Annotated in this window: 14 protein-coding genes and 1 pseudogene; 10 read left to right on the top strand and 5 right to left on the bottom strand. The window is 43.4% G+C overall.

Annotated elements, in window-relative coordinates; genetic code table 11:
* The first annotated feature begins 27 nt into the window (after positions 1–27).
* Together VQ00_RS06680 and VQ00_RS06675 are read left to right on the top strand one after the other, a co-directional pair.
* Positions 28–1584, top strand: a complete 1557-nt coding sequence (locus VQ00_RS06680) for an ABC-F family ATP-binding cassette domain-containing protein (RefSeq protein WP_046179380.1) — start codon at positions 28–30, stop codon at positions 1582–1584.
* Positions 1584–2249, top strand: a complete 666-nt coding sequence (locus tag VQ00_RS06675) for a Dph6-related ATP pyrophosphatase (RefSeq protein WP_046179379.1) — start codon at positions 1584–1586, stop codon at positions 2247–2249. Before VQ00_RS06680 ends, VQ00_RS06675 begins: the two co-directional genes overlap by 1 nt.
* Before the next feature lie 37 nt (positions 2250–2286).
* Here VQ00_RS06675 and VQ00_RS06670 read toward each other — a convergent pair whose 3' ends face one another.
* The gene (locus VQ00_RS06670) at positions 2287–3432 is read right to left on the bottom strand and encodes a DEAD/DEAH box helicase (RefSeq protein WP_046179378.1); all 1146 of its coding nucleotides are present in this window, start codon (positions 3430–3432) and stop codon (positions 2287–2289) included.
* Between the two features lie 104 nt (positions 3433–3536).
* On the opposite strand from VQ00_RS06670, the gene VQ00_RS06665 reads away from it, so the two are divergent.
* Positions 3537–3737, top strand: coding sequence for a hypothetical protein (locus tag VQ00_RS06665; RefSeq protein WP_046179377.1), 201 nt, complete (start codon positions 3537–3539; stop codon positions 3735–3737).
* A 285-nt stretch (positions 3738–4022) separates the two neighbouring features.
* Here VQ00_RS06665 and VQ00_RS06660 read toward each other — a convergent pair whose 3' ends face one another.
* Both VQ00_RS06660 and VQ00_RS06655 read right to left on the bottom strand, forming a co-directional pair.
* Positions 4023–4643 carry a DNA-3-methyladenine glycosylase gene (locus VQ00_RS06660; RefSeq protein WP_046179376.1) on the bottom strand — a complete coding sequence of 207 codons (621 nt, stop codon included), beginning with the start codon at positions 4641–4643 and terminating at the stop codon, positions 4023–4025.
* Entirely contained in the window at positions 4597–5832 is a 1236-nt protein-coding gene (locus tag VQ00_RS06655; RefSeq protein ID WP_052728393.1) for a DUF2254 domain-containing protein, read from the bottom strand. The genes VQ00_RS06660 and VQ00_RS06655 overlap by 47 nt, the downstream gene beginning before the upstream one ends.
* A gap of 116 nt (positions 5833–5948) precedes the next feature.
* Between VQ00_RS06655 and VQ00_RS06650 the strand changes: the two genes are divergently transcribed.
* The 3 genes from VQ00_RS06650 to VQ00_RS06645 all read left to right on the top strand — a co-directional run bounded on the left by VQ00_RS06650 (position 5949) and on the right by VQ00_RS06645 (position 8403).
* Entirely contained in the window at positions 5949–6278 is a 330-nt protein-coding gene (locus tag VQ00_RS06650; protein ID WP_046179375.1) for a DUF948 domain-containing protein, read from the top strand.
* A gap of 114 nt (positions 6279–6392) precedes the next feature.
* Positions 6393–6536: a hypothetical protein gene (locus VQ00_RS18505; protein ID WP_156153995.1), complete on the top strand. Its 144-nt coding sequence runs from the start codon at positions 6393–6395 to the stop codon at positions 6534–6536.
* Between the two features lie 220 nt (positions 6537–6756).
* On the top strand, positions 6757–8403 hold the full coding sequence (locus VQ00_RS06645; RefSeq protein WP_046179374.1) for a glutamine--tRNA ligase/YqeY domain fusion protein: 1647 nt from the start codon (positions 6757–6759) through the stop codon (positions 8401–8403).
* Between the two features lie 302 nt (positions 8404–8705).
* Here the strand turns inward: VQ00_RS06645 and VQ00_RS06640 are convergent.
* Together VQ00_RS06640 and VQ00_RS06635 are read right to left on the bottom strand one after the other, a co-directional pair.
* A pseudogene (locus tag VQ00_RS06640) lies at positions 8706–10163 on the bottom strand (alpha-amylase); the annotation flags it as partial.
* A gap of 122 nt (positions 10164–10285) precedes the next feature.
* The gene (locus VQ00_RS06635) at positions 10286–10744 is read right to left on the bottom strand and encodes an N-acetyltransferase (RefSeq protein WP_046179373.1); all 459 of its coding nucleotides are present in this window, start codon (positions 10742–10744) and stop codon (positions 10286–10288) included.
* Positions 10745–10913: 169 nt separating this feature from the next.
* On the opposite strand from VQ00_RS06635, the gene argJ reads away from it, so the two are divergent.
* The 4 genes from argJ to VQ00_RS06615 all read left to right on the top strand — a co-directional run bounded on the left by argJ (position 10914) and on the right by VQ00_RS06615 (position 13331).
* On the top strand, positions 10914–12062 hold the full coding sequence (gene argJ / locus VQ00_RS06630; protein ID WP_046179372.1) for a bifunctional glutamate N-acetyltransferase/amino-acid acetyltransferase ArgJ: 1149 nt from the start codon (positions 10914–10916) through the stop codon (positions 12060–12062).
* An 89-nt stretch (positions 12063–12151) separates the two neighbouring features.
* The gene (locus VQ00_RS06625) at positions 12152–12685 is read left to right on the top strand and encodes a TetR/AcrR family transcriptional regulator (protein WP_046179371.1); all 534 of its coding nucleotides are present in this window, start codon (positions 12152–12154) and stop codon (positions 12683–12685) included.
* Positions 12685–13020 (top strand): DMT family transporter, encoded by a 336-nt coding sequence (locus VQ00_RS06620; protein WP_046179370.1) that lies wholly within the window; start codon positions 12685–12687, stop codon positions 13018–13020. The genes VQ00_RS06625 and VQ00_RS06620 overlap by 1 nt, the downstream gene beginning before the upstream one ends.
* Positions 13017–13331 carry a DMT family transporter gene (locus VQ00_RS06615; RefSeq protein ID WP_046179369.1) on the top strand — a complete coding sequence of 105 codons (315 nt, stop codon included), beginning with the start codon at positions 13017–13019 and terminating at the stop codon, positions 13329–13331. The genes VQ00_RS06620 and VQ00_RS06615 overlap by 4 nt, the downstream gene beginning before the upstream one ends.
* The last annotated feature ends 22 nt before the right edge of the window (positions 13332–13353 follow it).

Here is a 13353-nt window from a genome sequence, read left to right as displayed (position 1 = left end):
AAAAAGAACAAGGAGTTTTTATCTTACATGAGTATTTTATCAGTAAGCCGCCTGAGCCACGGCTTTGGCGACCGCGTGATTTTTAACGACGTCTCGTTCCGACTGCTGAAAGGCGAACATATCGGACTTATTGGCGCAAACGGTGAAGGCAAGTCAACCTTTATGAATATTATTACCGGGCAGCTGCAGCCGGATGAAGGAAAAGTGGAATGGTCGAAAAATGTCCGTGTCGGCTACTTGGACCAGCATGCCGTGCTCAAGACCGGCATGACGATTCGTGATGTGCTTCGGACGGCTTTTCAATATTTATTCGATATCGAAACAAACATGAATGAACTGTTTGGCCAAATGGCCGATGTAACGCCGGAGGAGCTGGAAAAGCTTCTTGAAGAAACTGGAACAATGCAGGATTTATTAACGAACAACGATTTTTACATTCTCGATACCAAAATTGAAGAAACGGCGCGTGGACTCGGCCTTGATGAAATTGGCCTTGAGCGCGATGTGCACGACTTGAGCGGCGGACAGCGGACGAAAGTATTGCTTGCAAAACTGCTTCTTGAAAAGCCGGATATTTTACTTTTGGATGAGCCGACAAACTATTTAGACGAACAACACATTGTATGGCTGAAGCGCTACTTAAAGGAATATGAAAATGCCTTTGTCCTAATTTCACACGATATTCCCTTTTTAAACGAAGTGGTCACTTTAATTTATCATATGGAAAACCAGGAATTAACCCGCTACGCCAGTACGTATGATGAATTTTTGAGAGTACACGAAATGAAAAAACAGCAGCAGGAAGCAGCTTTTAAAAAGCAGCAGCAGGAGATTGCCGGCTTGAAAGATTTCGTCGCCCGCAACAAAGCGCGTGCCTCAACGAGTAATATGGCGATGTCCCGCCAAAAAAAGCTCGATAAAATGGATATTATTGAAATTTCATCTGAACGGCCAAAACCAGAGTTTCGGTTTAAAGAAGGCCGGACGCCAAGCAAGCTTATTTTTGAAGCACGTGATCTTGTTATTGGGTACGATGAGCCGCTATCACGTCCATTAAACTTACAGATGGAACGCGGACAAAAAATTGCCTTGACCGGCGCAAACGGCATCGGGAAAACAACATTGCTGAAAAGCCTGCTCGGCGAAATCAAGCCTGTTTCCGGCATCGTTGAGCGCGGTGAAAATTTGTTGATCGGCTACTTCCAGCAGGAAATAAAAGTCAATAATAAAAATACATGCATTGAAGAAATGTGGACTGAATTTCCGTCTTTTACGCAGTATGAAATTCGGGCGGCGCTTGCAAAATGCGGCTTAACAACGAAACATATCGAAAGCAAAGTATCTGTCTTAAGCGGCGGCGAAAAAGCCAAAGTCCGCCTGTGCAAATTGATTAATCAGGAATCCAATATTCTCGTACTCGATGAGCCGACGAACCATTTGGATGTCGATGCGAAAGACGAACTAAAGCGTGCTCTAAAAGACTATAAAGGCAGCGTTTTGCTTATTTCCCATGAACCTGAATTTTACCAGGACATTGTGACAGGCATTTGGAACGGCGAATCGTGGACAACGAAGGTCTTTTAATGGGAACAACAAAACGATTTGCGTTATCGTGGAGCGGCGGCAAAGACTGCATGATGGTTTTGCATAAGATGAAAAAACAGCAAATGGACGTTGCCTGTCTTATCACGACAGCGCCAATCGAAACAGGACGGACATTTGGGCATAATGAAAAAATGGAGCTCATTGAAGCGCAGGGAAAAGCGCTTGGTCTTCCTGTTCATTTTATCCGCTGCCGTTACGATCATTATACTGAAGACTTTATTCAAGATTTGAAGATGCTGAAGGAATCTTTTTCACTAGACGGCATCGCGTACGGTGACATTTACACAGACGCCCATTTTGAATGGGGAGAAAATACAGCCCTGGCTGTGGGGTTGAAAGCGATCTTTCCCCTGCGCGGTGAACCCGATAAAGCAGCCCAAATGTTAGAAGAATTTATTTTGACCGGTTATAAAGCGATGGTCATCCGCGTGCGAAAAGATATGCTCGCCCCACGATACCTCGGAATGGTACTTAACGCGTCGTTTGCGGAAGACATCGCCCAAACAGATTGCTGTCCCATGGGTGAAAATGGTGAATATCATACGTTTGTGTATAATGGTCCGTTGTTTCAAGAGCCGATTCCGATCAAAACCGGGCCTTTGCTTGAATCAAAAGCTTCATACCGATTGGAATTGTTTATATGAAAAAAAGGAGACGGCATGACTGCTGTCTCCTTTTTGCTTATTTATTCACCGGAAATGCTTTTCCCTTGAAAAATTCATATTTCTCGAGTTCTACGCCCATTTGGCGGGCAATTTTTTTCAGTTCTTTTTCTTGAAATTCACTCGTAATAAGGGTAATCACGGTTCCGTCTCCGCCAGCACGTCCAGTTCTGCCGGAGCGGTGTGTGTACTCGCGTAAATTGTGCGGCGCTTCAAAGTGAAGCACATGTGTTAATCCTTTAACATCAAGCCCCCGCGCAGCTACATCTGTCGCAAACAGCAATGGTGCTTTTCCACTTCGGAAATCACGAATTGCTTTCAGACGTTCTTCTTTACGGAGTTCACTATGCAAAACACCGTTTTTTACCCCTTTAAATGATAGCTTCTCCGACATAACGTTTACATCGGTAATATCTTTAATAAATGCAAGCATGCGCTCCGGTTCAAAGGTGCGCATCACTTTTTCAATCATTTGCTGCTTTTCTTTCCATTCGCACGTGAAGTAAAGATGACGGACCGTCCCTTCCTGCGGCATGCTTTCTTTTTTAATTTGAATTATTTCCGGATCATTCATGAGCTCTTTCGCTTTTAGCTCTGCGGCAGCGGGAAGCGTTGCCGAAAAAAGTGCGAGCTGCCGGTCTTTTTGCGTTGCTTTAATAATCGATTGAACCGGTTCTAAAAGAGCCGTTCTAAACAATTCGTCTCCTTCATCGAGCACGATTAATTTTACTTCATGCATTTTCAATTTTTTCATTTGAATAAGTTCAAGCAGCCGTCCCGGCGTTCCACAAATGATGTGCGGCGGCTTTTTCAGCCGGTCCGTCTGGCGTTTAATATTTGCGCCGCCGATCATGCCCGCAGATGTAATGATACCCCCGCCAAATGTGCGGATTTCTTCTTGAATTTGCATAATGAGCTCGCGTGATGATGCCATCACAATCGCCTGGACTTGATTGCGCTTCGGGTCTATTTTCTGAAGCATTGGTAAAACGTAAGCCAATGTTTTACCTGTTCCTGTCGGTGATTCCGCGATCACGTCACGTCCGTTCAATAAAAATGGAATGGCTTCTTCCTGAACAGGCATCGCCTGTTTAAAGCCCGCTTTCTCCCAAGATTCCTGTAAAAATGGCTGTAATGATGATAAAAAGACTGGTTGTGTCGACATAAAAGCTCCTTCTTCGTTTTTATCTATTATCCATTTTTTTCAGATGTTTAACAATGACAAAATAAGGTTACAGTACAGAAAACAATTTTTTAGGAGTGATTTATATGGATAAAAAGCTTGATCAGGGAAAAATGGATAATCCTGAACAAATCGATACAGATAAAGAAAGCTTGTATGACAAATTTGAAGAAGAACAAAACGTTGATGCCATTCCGTTAGAGGATTTAAAAATCGAACAGCGTGATGAAAAAGACAAGCACAAAACAAAAGATTCATCATCCAGCGAAAAAAAATACCCAAAATAAAAGAAGCAGCCAATTAGCCGCTTCTTTCAGGCTGTCGACAAAGTCGGCAGCTTTTTTGAAAAGAGCCGATAGGTGAAGCCAGCCGGACTTCGCTTTCCACGGGCAGAGGGCATAGGGGATGTTTCCTTTTTATTGCATAAGGTCATTCACATGAACCAGCTCAGACTGGCTCGTTTAAAAGCAACAAACGAAACCTCTCTCCTCTTCCTTTCACTGTAGAGAGCAAAGAAATACTTATTTGTTTACACTCTGAAAGCAGCGGCTAGGCTGAGCAGCCGCTGCTTTTTATTTCGATACGTACGGATTGCCGGCTACCCAAAACCGCCACGGGTAGTTTTTTGCTTCGCCGCTATTTGGAATACCAATCCGGGGACCTGTTACAATTTTTTCGGGCGCAAACCCTGGCGCAATGTATATAGGCGGCTCATCAAATCGTCTGCCATAATCAGTCATATGAATACCGAGTGCTTTCGTCAGCTTGCCTGGACCACTCGTTAAATTTTTCATCGTCATGCTGCCCCGTCGCTCAATCATCAAATCAATTCCGTCACACGGTTCAACCGCCCGGATAAGTATGGCTTCCGGCACTCCTGCTTCCCCGCTGACGACGTTGACTAGGCAATGTGTATGCATTAAATATGTGTACACACGGCCTGCTTCTCCAAACATCACTTCAGTACGCTTCGTCCGTCTGTTGTTATAGCTGTGAGCAGCCTGATCAAGCGGTCCCCGGTATGCTTCCGTTTCCACAATATAACCGGAAGCAATGCCCTCTTCCGTTTCCTTTACAAGAAGACATCCAAGTAAATTGCGCGCCAGTGTGAGTGTCGGCAATTTAAAAAAAGCTTCGCCAACCGGCTTATAGCTGTTCGAATCGTTCGGTAATCTTTCGCCGGTCTGTCTCATTTAAAATATCCTCCTCTACTTTTGCCCGGACATAGTCACCGAAATGGCGGACCTTTTCTCCAATTGCCGGGGTATTATCACGTGAGATCATTTGCAGTGCATCAAAAACAGCTAGAAGCACCGAGACGCGATCCCGCCCTGAATAACAAATTTCGTAAAACGTTTCGTACAGAATATCTTCAAACGGCCGCTGCGGAACGATCAGCCGATCTCGAAAAACGACATACTTTCCGTCCAGACGACTCGCTTCTTCAAGCGCCATTCCAATATGACGAATACCTTCGATTGCCGTATTTGGATCATTTGCCCCCGGCGCCAAAGCTCGAAGTGTAATTTCAGCCAGCTTTTGGATCGCAAATTCTACATCCTGTGCATGTATCCGCTCTTCCCCGACCTTTATATATTCACGAACATCTTCAGAAAACGAATGCCTTCGATACAGCTTTACAATCGGAGTTTTTTTCGTGACAAACGCGCCAATCGGCTCGATCAATTCAATGACACATTCATTTTTTTCGGCGATCGCCAAAAGCTTTTCTGTTTCGTACAACTGTATATACCCTCTTTTTCCAGAAATGAGCAGATCCGGTTCCACTTTCAGCACATCGGGCCGTACATCTACACGTTCACCCGACGTTTCGATTTTCTCAATCGCTTCTACTGCTTCATCCCCAAGACGGGCAATCAATTTTGTTACTTGAATGGAATTTGCGACATGCTGCAGGAAATGGGCGAAGAAAACCAGGCAGATAAAGGCGACAAACACTCCGACTGCTGCGGAAATAACTGGATCGTCATTGTTCACTTCGCGAATAAAGAGCAATGAAAACATCGAATAAACAAATCCGCCCATAAACACACCGAGCACCCGGAGTGTCACTTTATCATGAATAAAATTCTGCAAAATACGCGGTGAAAATTGGCCTGAATAGGTAGTTAACACAACCATGAGCGTTGAGAACGTAATCGATGTCATCGTCAGCAGCGAGCCAGCGATGGAGCCAAGAATCGTTTTCGTTAATGACGTGCTCGTCAACAACCGGTTTGGGACAACTTTTTTCACCGTTTCATAATGAAATATATCAATCCAAATGACTAAACTGGCCAGCAGCAGAGCTCCGATGCTGTAGATCCCCGGCACGATCCAAATATGGCGGGACAGCTTCAGTTTCGTCCGTTCCTTTAACATACAATCACCTCTCCTTTCTTTTTCCGTTTTGGCTGTTTTCCAAAACGTTTTCTGTTACTTTTCCTTCGATTCAGGGTAAAGTAGAAAAAAGCATTGAATTTTCAGGAGGTTTTTTTATGGAATGGATTGGATGGCTTAGTCTTGCTATTGTTGTCGGTGCACTTATTTTTCTCGGAATTTCGGCTTTTCAAACATTTAAATCAATGAAACCGAAAATGGATCATTTAAAAACGGCACAGCAGCGTATTCAAACTGAAACAGATAAAATTAAAACGGAAACGGATGAATTAAAGGTTCATCAGGAGCATATTATGGCAGATGTTGATCATGCGAAACAAGCGGTTACATTGACTGTTAATGAAGCGAAGCAACTTCCGCAAAACGCGAAATTTCTGGCGAAAACAGCCGCTGCTTCAAGAAAAAATAATAAAATGGCAAAAGCTTAATATGATAGGAACAAAAGGCTTTTCGGCTCCACGCCGGAAAGCTTTTTTTTACATTTCTTTCTAATGGGTACTGTTACGCTCAAAAAACAGAAAGGATATCTTAATGGATGATTTGTGATTCACATGGCCGCCATGCTGTTTAGTGGATCGTTTGCGAATAAAAAACCGGCTGCTTTAACAGACTATATGCTCAGAGACCGTGGGTTAGATCTTGCTTTAACGGCGCTTTCTGCCAGTGTATCGGATATGAGCAGCTGACTTTTATGCCAATCTTTTATATGAGTTGATTCCAGGATCGGCGCTTTCCCTTGCTGCCATTATAATCGTGCGCCTGCTGACAAGAATGGAAGGCGTAATGACAGAACGGTTCGACAAATTTACCGCAAAAGTGAAAGAATAGTGTCCAGCCCTTTCTTTCACGCGGTCAGTGAAATATAATAAACATACATGACCTTAACAGAGAAAGGCTGATATCACCTTGGAACAATCATCTAATTTTATTCGAACGATTATTAAGCAAGATTTAGAAACAGGCAAACGGGATCATGTTATTACCCGCTTTCCGCCTGAACCGAACGGTTATCTCCACATTGGACACGCAAAATCAATTGTCATCAACTTCGGGCTTGCGGACGATTTTGGAGGCAAAACAAACTTGCGTTTTGACGATACAAACCCATTAAAAGAGGACCAGGAATATGTTGATTCCATTAAAGAAGATGTCACCTGGCTCGGCTATGAGTGGGACGCTCTTCACTATGCCTCCAATTACTTTGATGAAATGTATAAGCGTGCTGTACTTCTTATCAAAAAAGGGCTTGCTTATGTCGATGATTTATCTGCTGACGAAATTCGCGAATATCGCGGCACATTAACAGAACCGGGCAAAGAAAGTCCACACCGGAGCCGTTCTGTCGAAGAAAACGTTCATTTGTTTGAACAGATGAAAAACGGTCAATTCGCGGATGGGACGAAAGTGCTTCGTGCGAAAATCGATATGACATCACCAAATTTAAATTTGCGCGATCCGGTTTTATACCGTGTGTCTCATACGTCTCATCATAATACAGGTGATACATGGTGCATTTACCCGATGTATGACTTTGCCCACCCGCTTGAGGATGCAATTGAAGGCGTAACACATTCTCTGTGCACGACAGAATTTGAAGACCATCGGCCGCTTTATGAATGGGTTGTCCGCGAATGCGAAATGGAGATGCAGCCGCAGCAAATCGAATTTGGCCGTTTAAATATTACCAACACTGTAATGAGTAAACGGAAGCTAAAGCAGCTTGTTGATGAGCAGCATGTAGACGGCTGGGATGATCCACGTCTTCCGACGATTTCCGGTATGCGCCGCCGCGGTTTTACAGCGGAAGCCATTCGTGAATTCGTCAAAGAAACGGGTGTCTCAAAAGGTTCTGGTGTTGTTGATTCAGCAATGCTTGACCATTTTGTCCGTGAAGATTTGAAACTGAAAGCGCCGCGTACGATGGGTGTGCTTCGTCCGCTAAAGCTTGTCATTACGAACTATCCAGAGGGTCAAGTAGAGTGGCTGGATGCGGAAGTGAATCCGGAAAATCCGGAAATGGGCTTGCGTAAAATTCCATTTTCACGTGAGATTTATATCGAACAGGAAGACTTTATGGAAGAGCCTCCAAAAAAATATTTCCGTCTTTTCCCTGGCAATGAAGTGCGCTTAAAACATGCTTACTTTGTGAAATGTGAAGATTTCATTAAAGATGAAGAAGGAAATGTAGTTGAAATCCATTGCACGTACGATCCCCGGACGAAAAGTGGATCAGACTTTAATGAGCGAAAAGTAAAAGGAACGATTCACTGGGTAGATGCCCTACACGCGGTTCCTGCCGAATTTCGTTTATACGAGCCGCTTATCTTGGACAGCGAAGAAGAAGACGAAGAGAAAACGTTCTTAGATTACGTGAATGAAAAGTCTTTAGAAACATTAAATGGGTTCATCGAGCCAAATTTAAAAGACATTGACGCGCAGGAAAAATTACAGTTTTTCCGCCATGGCTACTTTAACGTTGATCCGAAACATTCAGAGCCTGGCAAACCAGTTTTTAACCAGATTGTTTCATTAAAAAGCTCATTTCGTTTATAACAAAAAAAGCAGCTCTCGACGTAGGCGAGAGCTGCCTTTTCTTTTACGTTTTATTCTTCATTCTTTTTTTTCGCTTCTTCTTTCTTTAGTTCTTTCTTCACTTCTTTCTTTGTTTCCTTTTTTGCTTCTTTCGTTGTTTCCTGTCCTAACTCTTCTTTTATTTCCTGCTCTAATTCTTCTTTTATTTCCTCTTTTAATTCTTGTTTTACTTCCTCTTTTAATTCTTGCTTTACTTCCAGCATCAATTCCTGCATTAATTCCTGCTTTCGATCTTCTCCCTTATCTGGTTCTTCTACATCAACTTCTGGAAGTGCCCAAACAGAAACCGATCCCGCATTAACAGGAAAAGTTGCACAGCCGTCTTTGCCAATTTCAATAATTTCATCGCGGGAATTCAGCATATCCACCCATTTTTCACCGGCACGTTCTTCGCCGACGCACATGTGCTTCTCTCCGCCTTCCTCACTGTTGTTAATAACAACTGCACAGCCTGAACGCTCAATCTCTTCCACACCCCGGCGTACCCAGCCGATTGTATTTGGATGGTCAAAATAATCATCCTGGTCACCATACGCTTTATGCAAACGGCTGTACAGCAGCGGATCAATCGCTTCTTTTTTTGCATCGACCGGGTTGTCACCGCCAATGCCGTAATAATCCCCATAAAACACACACGGATAGCCATCTTTGCGAAGCAGTGTTAATGCATAGGCACTTTGCTTAAACCAATCTGCCAAAAACGATTCTAATGATTCGCCTGGCTGCGTATCGTGGTTATCAACGAATGTAACAGCATTTTGTGGATAATTTTCCACGACTGTTCCTTCAAAGATTTTCGTTAAGTCGTATTTTGCTCCTTCTTGAGAAGCACTATATAAATTATATTTAAGGGGCACATCGAACAAGTGAATGCGGCCATCAGTTTCTTCAATCATATTTGCACATGGTTCCAAATCTGCCACCCAAAATTCACCAACAAAAAAGAAGTCGTCTCCCCGTTCACCTTCTACTTCTTTTGTAAATTCATTCACAAAGTTGTGGTCAATATGTTTAATAGCATCCAAACGATAACCATCACAGTCCAGCGTTTCTGCCATCCATTTGCCCCATTTAATCACTTCTTCACGCACTCTTGGATGACGGTAGTCAATATTGGCAAACATCAAATAATCGTAATTGCCAAATTCATCATCAACATTATCATTCCAATTTTTATATTCACCCTCGATACGGAAAATGCCAGTCCGGTCTTCTTTCGCATCGTAATCTGTTCCATTAAAGTGCTGAAAACGCCAGTGGAAATCGGAATATTTGCCTTTACGGCTAGGAAATGTAAACTTAGTCCAACCTTCAATTTCAAATGGTTCTTCTGAAATCACCTTTTTACGGTCATTTTCATCCACTTCAACGACTGCGAATCTTTCTGTTTCATCTGCTCCTGCTTTATGATTCATCACAACATCGACATATACGTGAATGCCCGCATCATGACAGGCTTTAATGGCATCTTCAAGCTCTTCTTTTGTTCCATATTTTGTTGGAATCGTCCCTTTTTGATCAAATTCACCGAGATCAAATAAGTCGTACACGCCGTAACCAGTATCCTCGGCAGACTGCCCTTTCGTCACCGGTGGAACCCATACGGCACCGATGCCCGCATCTTTTAATTCTTTTGCTCGCTCTTCCAGTCTTGCCCAGTGCTTTTGATCTGCCGGCAAATGCCATTCAAAAAATTGCATCATTGTACGATTTCGTTCCATTTTCATCTCTCCTGTCATCTGCTTGTGAAAAACTGTATAAACTCTTTATACCCTAATTTCATAAAAAATGATCAGTCAAATGAAAATAAACCGGCGGCCCGGCGAGAGGCGGCCGATTTTCTTTACGCTGTTTGAATCGCCATTGCGATTTCATCACAACTCGGAAATTTCGGACAGTGAATACAATCTGTCCACACTTTTTGCGGCATTTCTGTTTTTTGAATAACTTCAAACCCGCATTTTTCGAAAAAAACAACTTGATACGTAAGCGAAATGAGTTTGGGAATACCGATTAATTTCGTCTCTTCTACCACTCGTTCAACTAGCATTTTTCCAATGCCGCGTCCTTTCGCATTTTCTTTCACACCGAGCGAACGAATTTCAGCAAGATCATGACCAAGTATCGCCAGGCTGGCAATGCCAAGAATCTCTCCTTCCTCCTCTGCAATAAAAATAGACTGCAAGTTTAAAACGAGCGAATCTTTCGTTCGCGGCAGCATCAGCCCTTCATTTGCATAATGATTCACGAGTTCAAATACTTGCTCCACGTCAGCCAGCACCGCTTTGCGTACTTCGATCATGATTTCTCACCCTTTCTGTTCCTATGCTATCTTTCTATCTTACTGATTTTCATTTATATGTCAAGATGTTATATTCATTTTATTTGAATAATTATTCAAATATTCTTCGCGTTTATCAATATCTCGTTGTATAATAAAAACATCGAAATAAACGCTAGGGGGATTTTCTTTGACTCATTTTCCAAAAGGATTTACATCGTGCTCGGTCAATGCAGGAATAAAAGATGACACACTTGACTTCACGATTATTTACTCTGATGTTCGCGCTTCGGCTGCGGCCATGTTTACAAAAAACCAATTTTGCGGCGCACCGATTGTGGTTGGAAAAGAGCATGTGGCAGACGGCTATTTGCAGGCAATTGCCGTCAACAGCAAAAACGCGAATGTCGCAACCGGTGATAAAGGGCTTCAAGATGCCCGAACGATGACAGAAACCGTTGCTGCTGAACTTGGCATCAACTCAGCTGACGTTCTCCCTTCTTCAACTGGTGTCATCGGTGTTTCGCTGCCCATTGAGAAAATCGTCTCTGCTGTTCCTGGCTTAAAAGGACAGCTGAAAGCAGATGGGCTTGAACAGTCAGCAAAGGCGATTATGACAACGGACACATATCCAAAATTCCGGACACGCACGATCGGGAATATCACGATTGCCGCGATGGCGAAAGGTTCAGGCATGATTGAGCCTAACATGGCGACGATGCTTAGCTATATTCTAACGGATGCAAAAATAGAAGCGGCTGATTTAAACAAAATGCTAAAAAAAGCAGTCAATGTTTCGTTTAACAGCGTTTCTGTTGACGGTGATACAAGCACAAGCGACACAGTCGCTATGCTCGCAAACGGTTTGGCGGGCGATGTGGACTTAGTCGAATTCGAATCCGTTTTAACCGATCTTTGTATTGAACTCGCCAAAGAAATTGCCCGTGACGGCGAAGGCGCCACGAAGCTCATTGAAGTGCAAGTATCAGGAGCCGACAGCGATGCAGCAGCGAAAAAAATAGGCAAGTCGATTATTAACTCGCCGCTTGTGAAAACGGCTATTTTTGGAGAAGACCCGAACTGGGGACGGATTATGTCGACGATCGGAAATTCAGAAGACGCGGTTGATACCACTTCTGTTTCTGTTTCATTTGCGGACGTTTATGTGTTTAAAGATGGGTCGCCGACAGAAGACAAACGGGCAGAGCTTGAAGAATACTTGAAAACAGATGAGGTGCTTATTAAAATCTCGCTCGGAAATGGCGCAGGTACCGCAACCGTCTGGGGCTGTGATTTATCGTATGATTATGTAAAAATTAATGGTGAATATACAACATAATACCTCTTCCGCCTTTTATAGGCGGGAGTTTTTGTTTTTCATCCCTTTATGTTATCATTTAAACTAACGAACGTTAGGAAGGGATAAAAATGAAAGAAATGATTAAACAAGCGGCCGCTTCACTTTTCGCCGAGCACGGCTATGCAGGAACGTCTCTTGCCCAAATAAGTGAAAAAGTTGGCATAAAAAAACCGTCTATTTATGCGCATTATAAAAGCAAGGATCATCTATTTGAATATATGCTTCACGATGCATTTAATGCTGAAATGAAACGCGTAGAGGAAACAAATAATTTATATGGACTGCTTGAATCGTACCTTTTTCTTTACGATGAAGATTCACTTTTCCGCTTTTTCTTAACGAGTTCTTTTTTTCCGCCTGACTTTTTAAAAGAAAACATTCTTCAACAGTACGAGGCGTATCTTGACGCTCTTGAAAGCAAAGTGAGGGCATTGTTGAAATTGCCTCCTGATCAGGCGGATGATGCAGCGGTTATGTATACGATTATTTTAGACAGCTTGTTTGTTGAACTATGCTATGGTACCCGGAAGAAGTCGGAGAAACGGCTGGATGTGGCATGGCGGGTTTACGAGCAGCAGTTTTTGAAAGGACAGGAAAAGTAATGAATACGAAATGGTTTCTCGTACTATTAGCGGGATTTTTTGAAGTCGGATGGGCTGCGGGATTAAAACATGCTGATTCGCTTTTTGAATGGCTCGGAACAGCCGTGGCGATTGCCGTCAGCTTTGGTCTGCTCATTTATTGCTCCAAAAAGCTGCCAGCCACTACCGTGTATGCGGCTTTCGTTGGCCTTGGTACCGCCGGAACGGTTTTGCTCGATATGACCGTGTTTGGCGAACCGTTCAGCTGGATGAAAGTGGCGCTTATCGTGCTTCTTCTTACCGGCATCACTGGCTTGAAAATGGTGACGCATGAAAAGGATGTGGCGGCATCATGACATGGACTCTCTTAATCGCAGCAGGTCTTTTAGAAGTAGTGGGTGTTGCCGGCATGACGATGGTCAATCAGCAGAAAAATATCCGCTCCTGGGTTATGCTGACCGGCGGCTTCGGACTAAGTTTTCTTTTTCTATCTATTGCGATGACGTCGCTGCCTATGGGCACCGCGTACAGCGTCTGGACAGGCATCGGTACCGTCGGCAGCGCACTCGTCGGCATGATTGTTTACAATGAATCGCGTGACGCCAAGCGGCTTTTATTTATTGGCATGATTATCGCCGCTGTGATCGGTTTAAAACTTGTTCCATGAAAAAAACTGCCCCACTCGGCAG

It is taken from the genome of Domibacillus tundrae, from assembly GCF_000970675.1.
In the GTDB taxonomy this organism is placed as follows: domain Bacteria; phylum Bacillota; class Bacilli; order Bacillales; family Domibacillaceae; genus Domibacillus; species Domibacillus tundrae.
Note: the sequence above shows the minus strand (reverse complement) of the source record. Positions and strands in the feature narration are given on the sequence as shown.

Coding starts and splice junctions, on each gene's coding strand:
- VQ00_RS06680 (WP_046179380.1), top strand. CDS start 28: ATGAGTATTTTATCAGTAAGCCGCCTGAGCCACGGCTTTGGCGACCGC.
- VQ00_RS06675 (WP_046179379.1), top strand. CDS start 1,584: ATGGGAACAACAAAACGATTTGCGTTATCGTGGAGCGGCGGCAAAGAC.
- VQ00_RS06670 (WP_046179378.1), bottom strand. CDS start 3,432: ATGTCGACACAACCAGTCTTTTTATCATCATTACAGCCATTTTTACAG.
- VQ00_RS06665 (WP_046179377.1), top strand. CDS start 3,537: ATGGATAAAAAGCTTGATCAGGGAAAAATGGATAATCCTGAACAAATC.
- VQ00_RS06660 (WP_046179376.1), bottom strand. CDS start 4,643: ATGAGACAGACCGGCGAAAGATTACCGAACGATTCGAACAGCTATAAG.
- VQ00_RS06655 (WP_052728393.1), bottom strand. CDS start 5,832: ATGTTAAAGGAACGGACGAAACTGAAGCTGTCCCGCCATATTTGGATC.
- VQ00_RS06650 (WP_046179375.1), top strand. CDS start 5,949: ATGGAATGGATTGGATGGCTTAGTCTTGCTATTGTTGTCGGTGCACTT.
- VQ00_RS06635 (WP_046179373.1), bottom strand. CDS start 10,744: ATGATCGAAGTACGCAAAGCGGTGCTGGCTGACGTGGAGCAAGTATTT.
- VQ00_RS06625 (WP_046179371.1), top strand. CDS start 12,152: ATGAAAGAAATGATTAAACAAGCGGCCGCTTCACTTTTCGCCGAGCAC.
- VQ00_RS06620 (WP_046179370.1), top strand. CDS start 12,685: ATGAATACGAAATGGTTTCTCGTACTATTAGCGGGATTTTTTGAAGTC.
- VQ00_RS06615 (WP_046179369.1), top strand. CDS start 13,017: ATGACATGGACTCTCTTAATCGCAGCAGGTCTTTTAGAAGTAGTGGGT.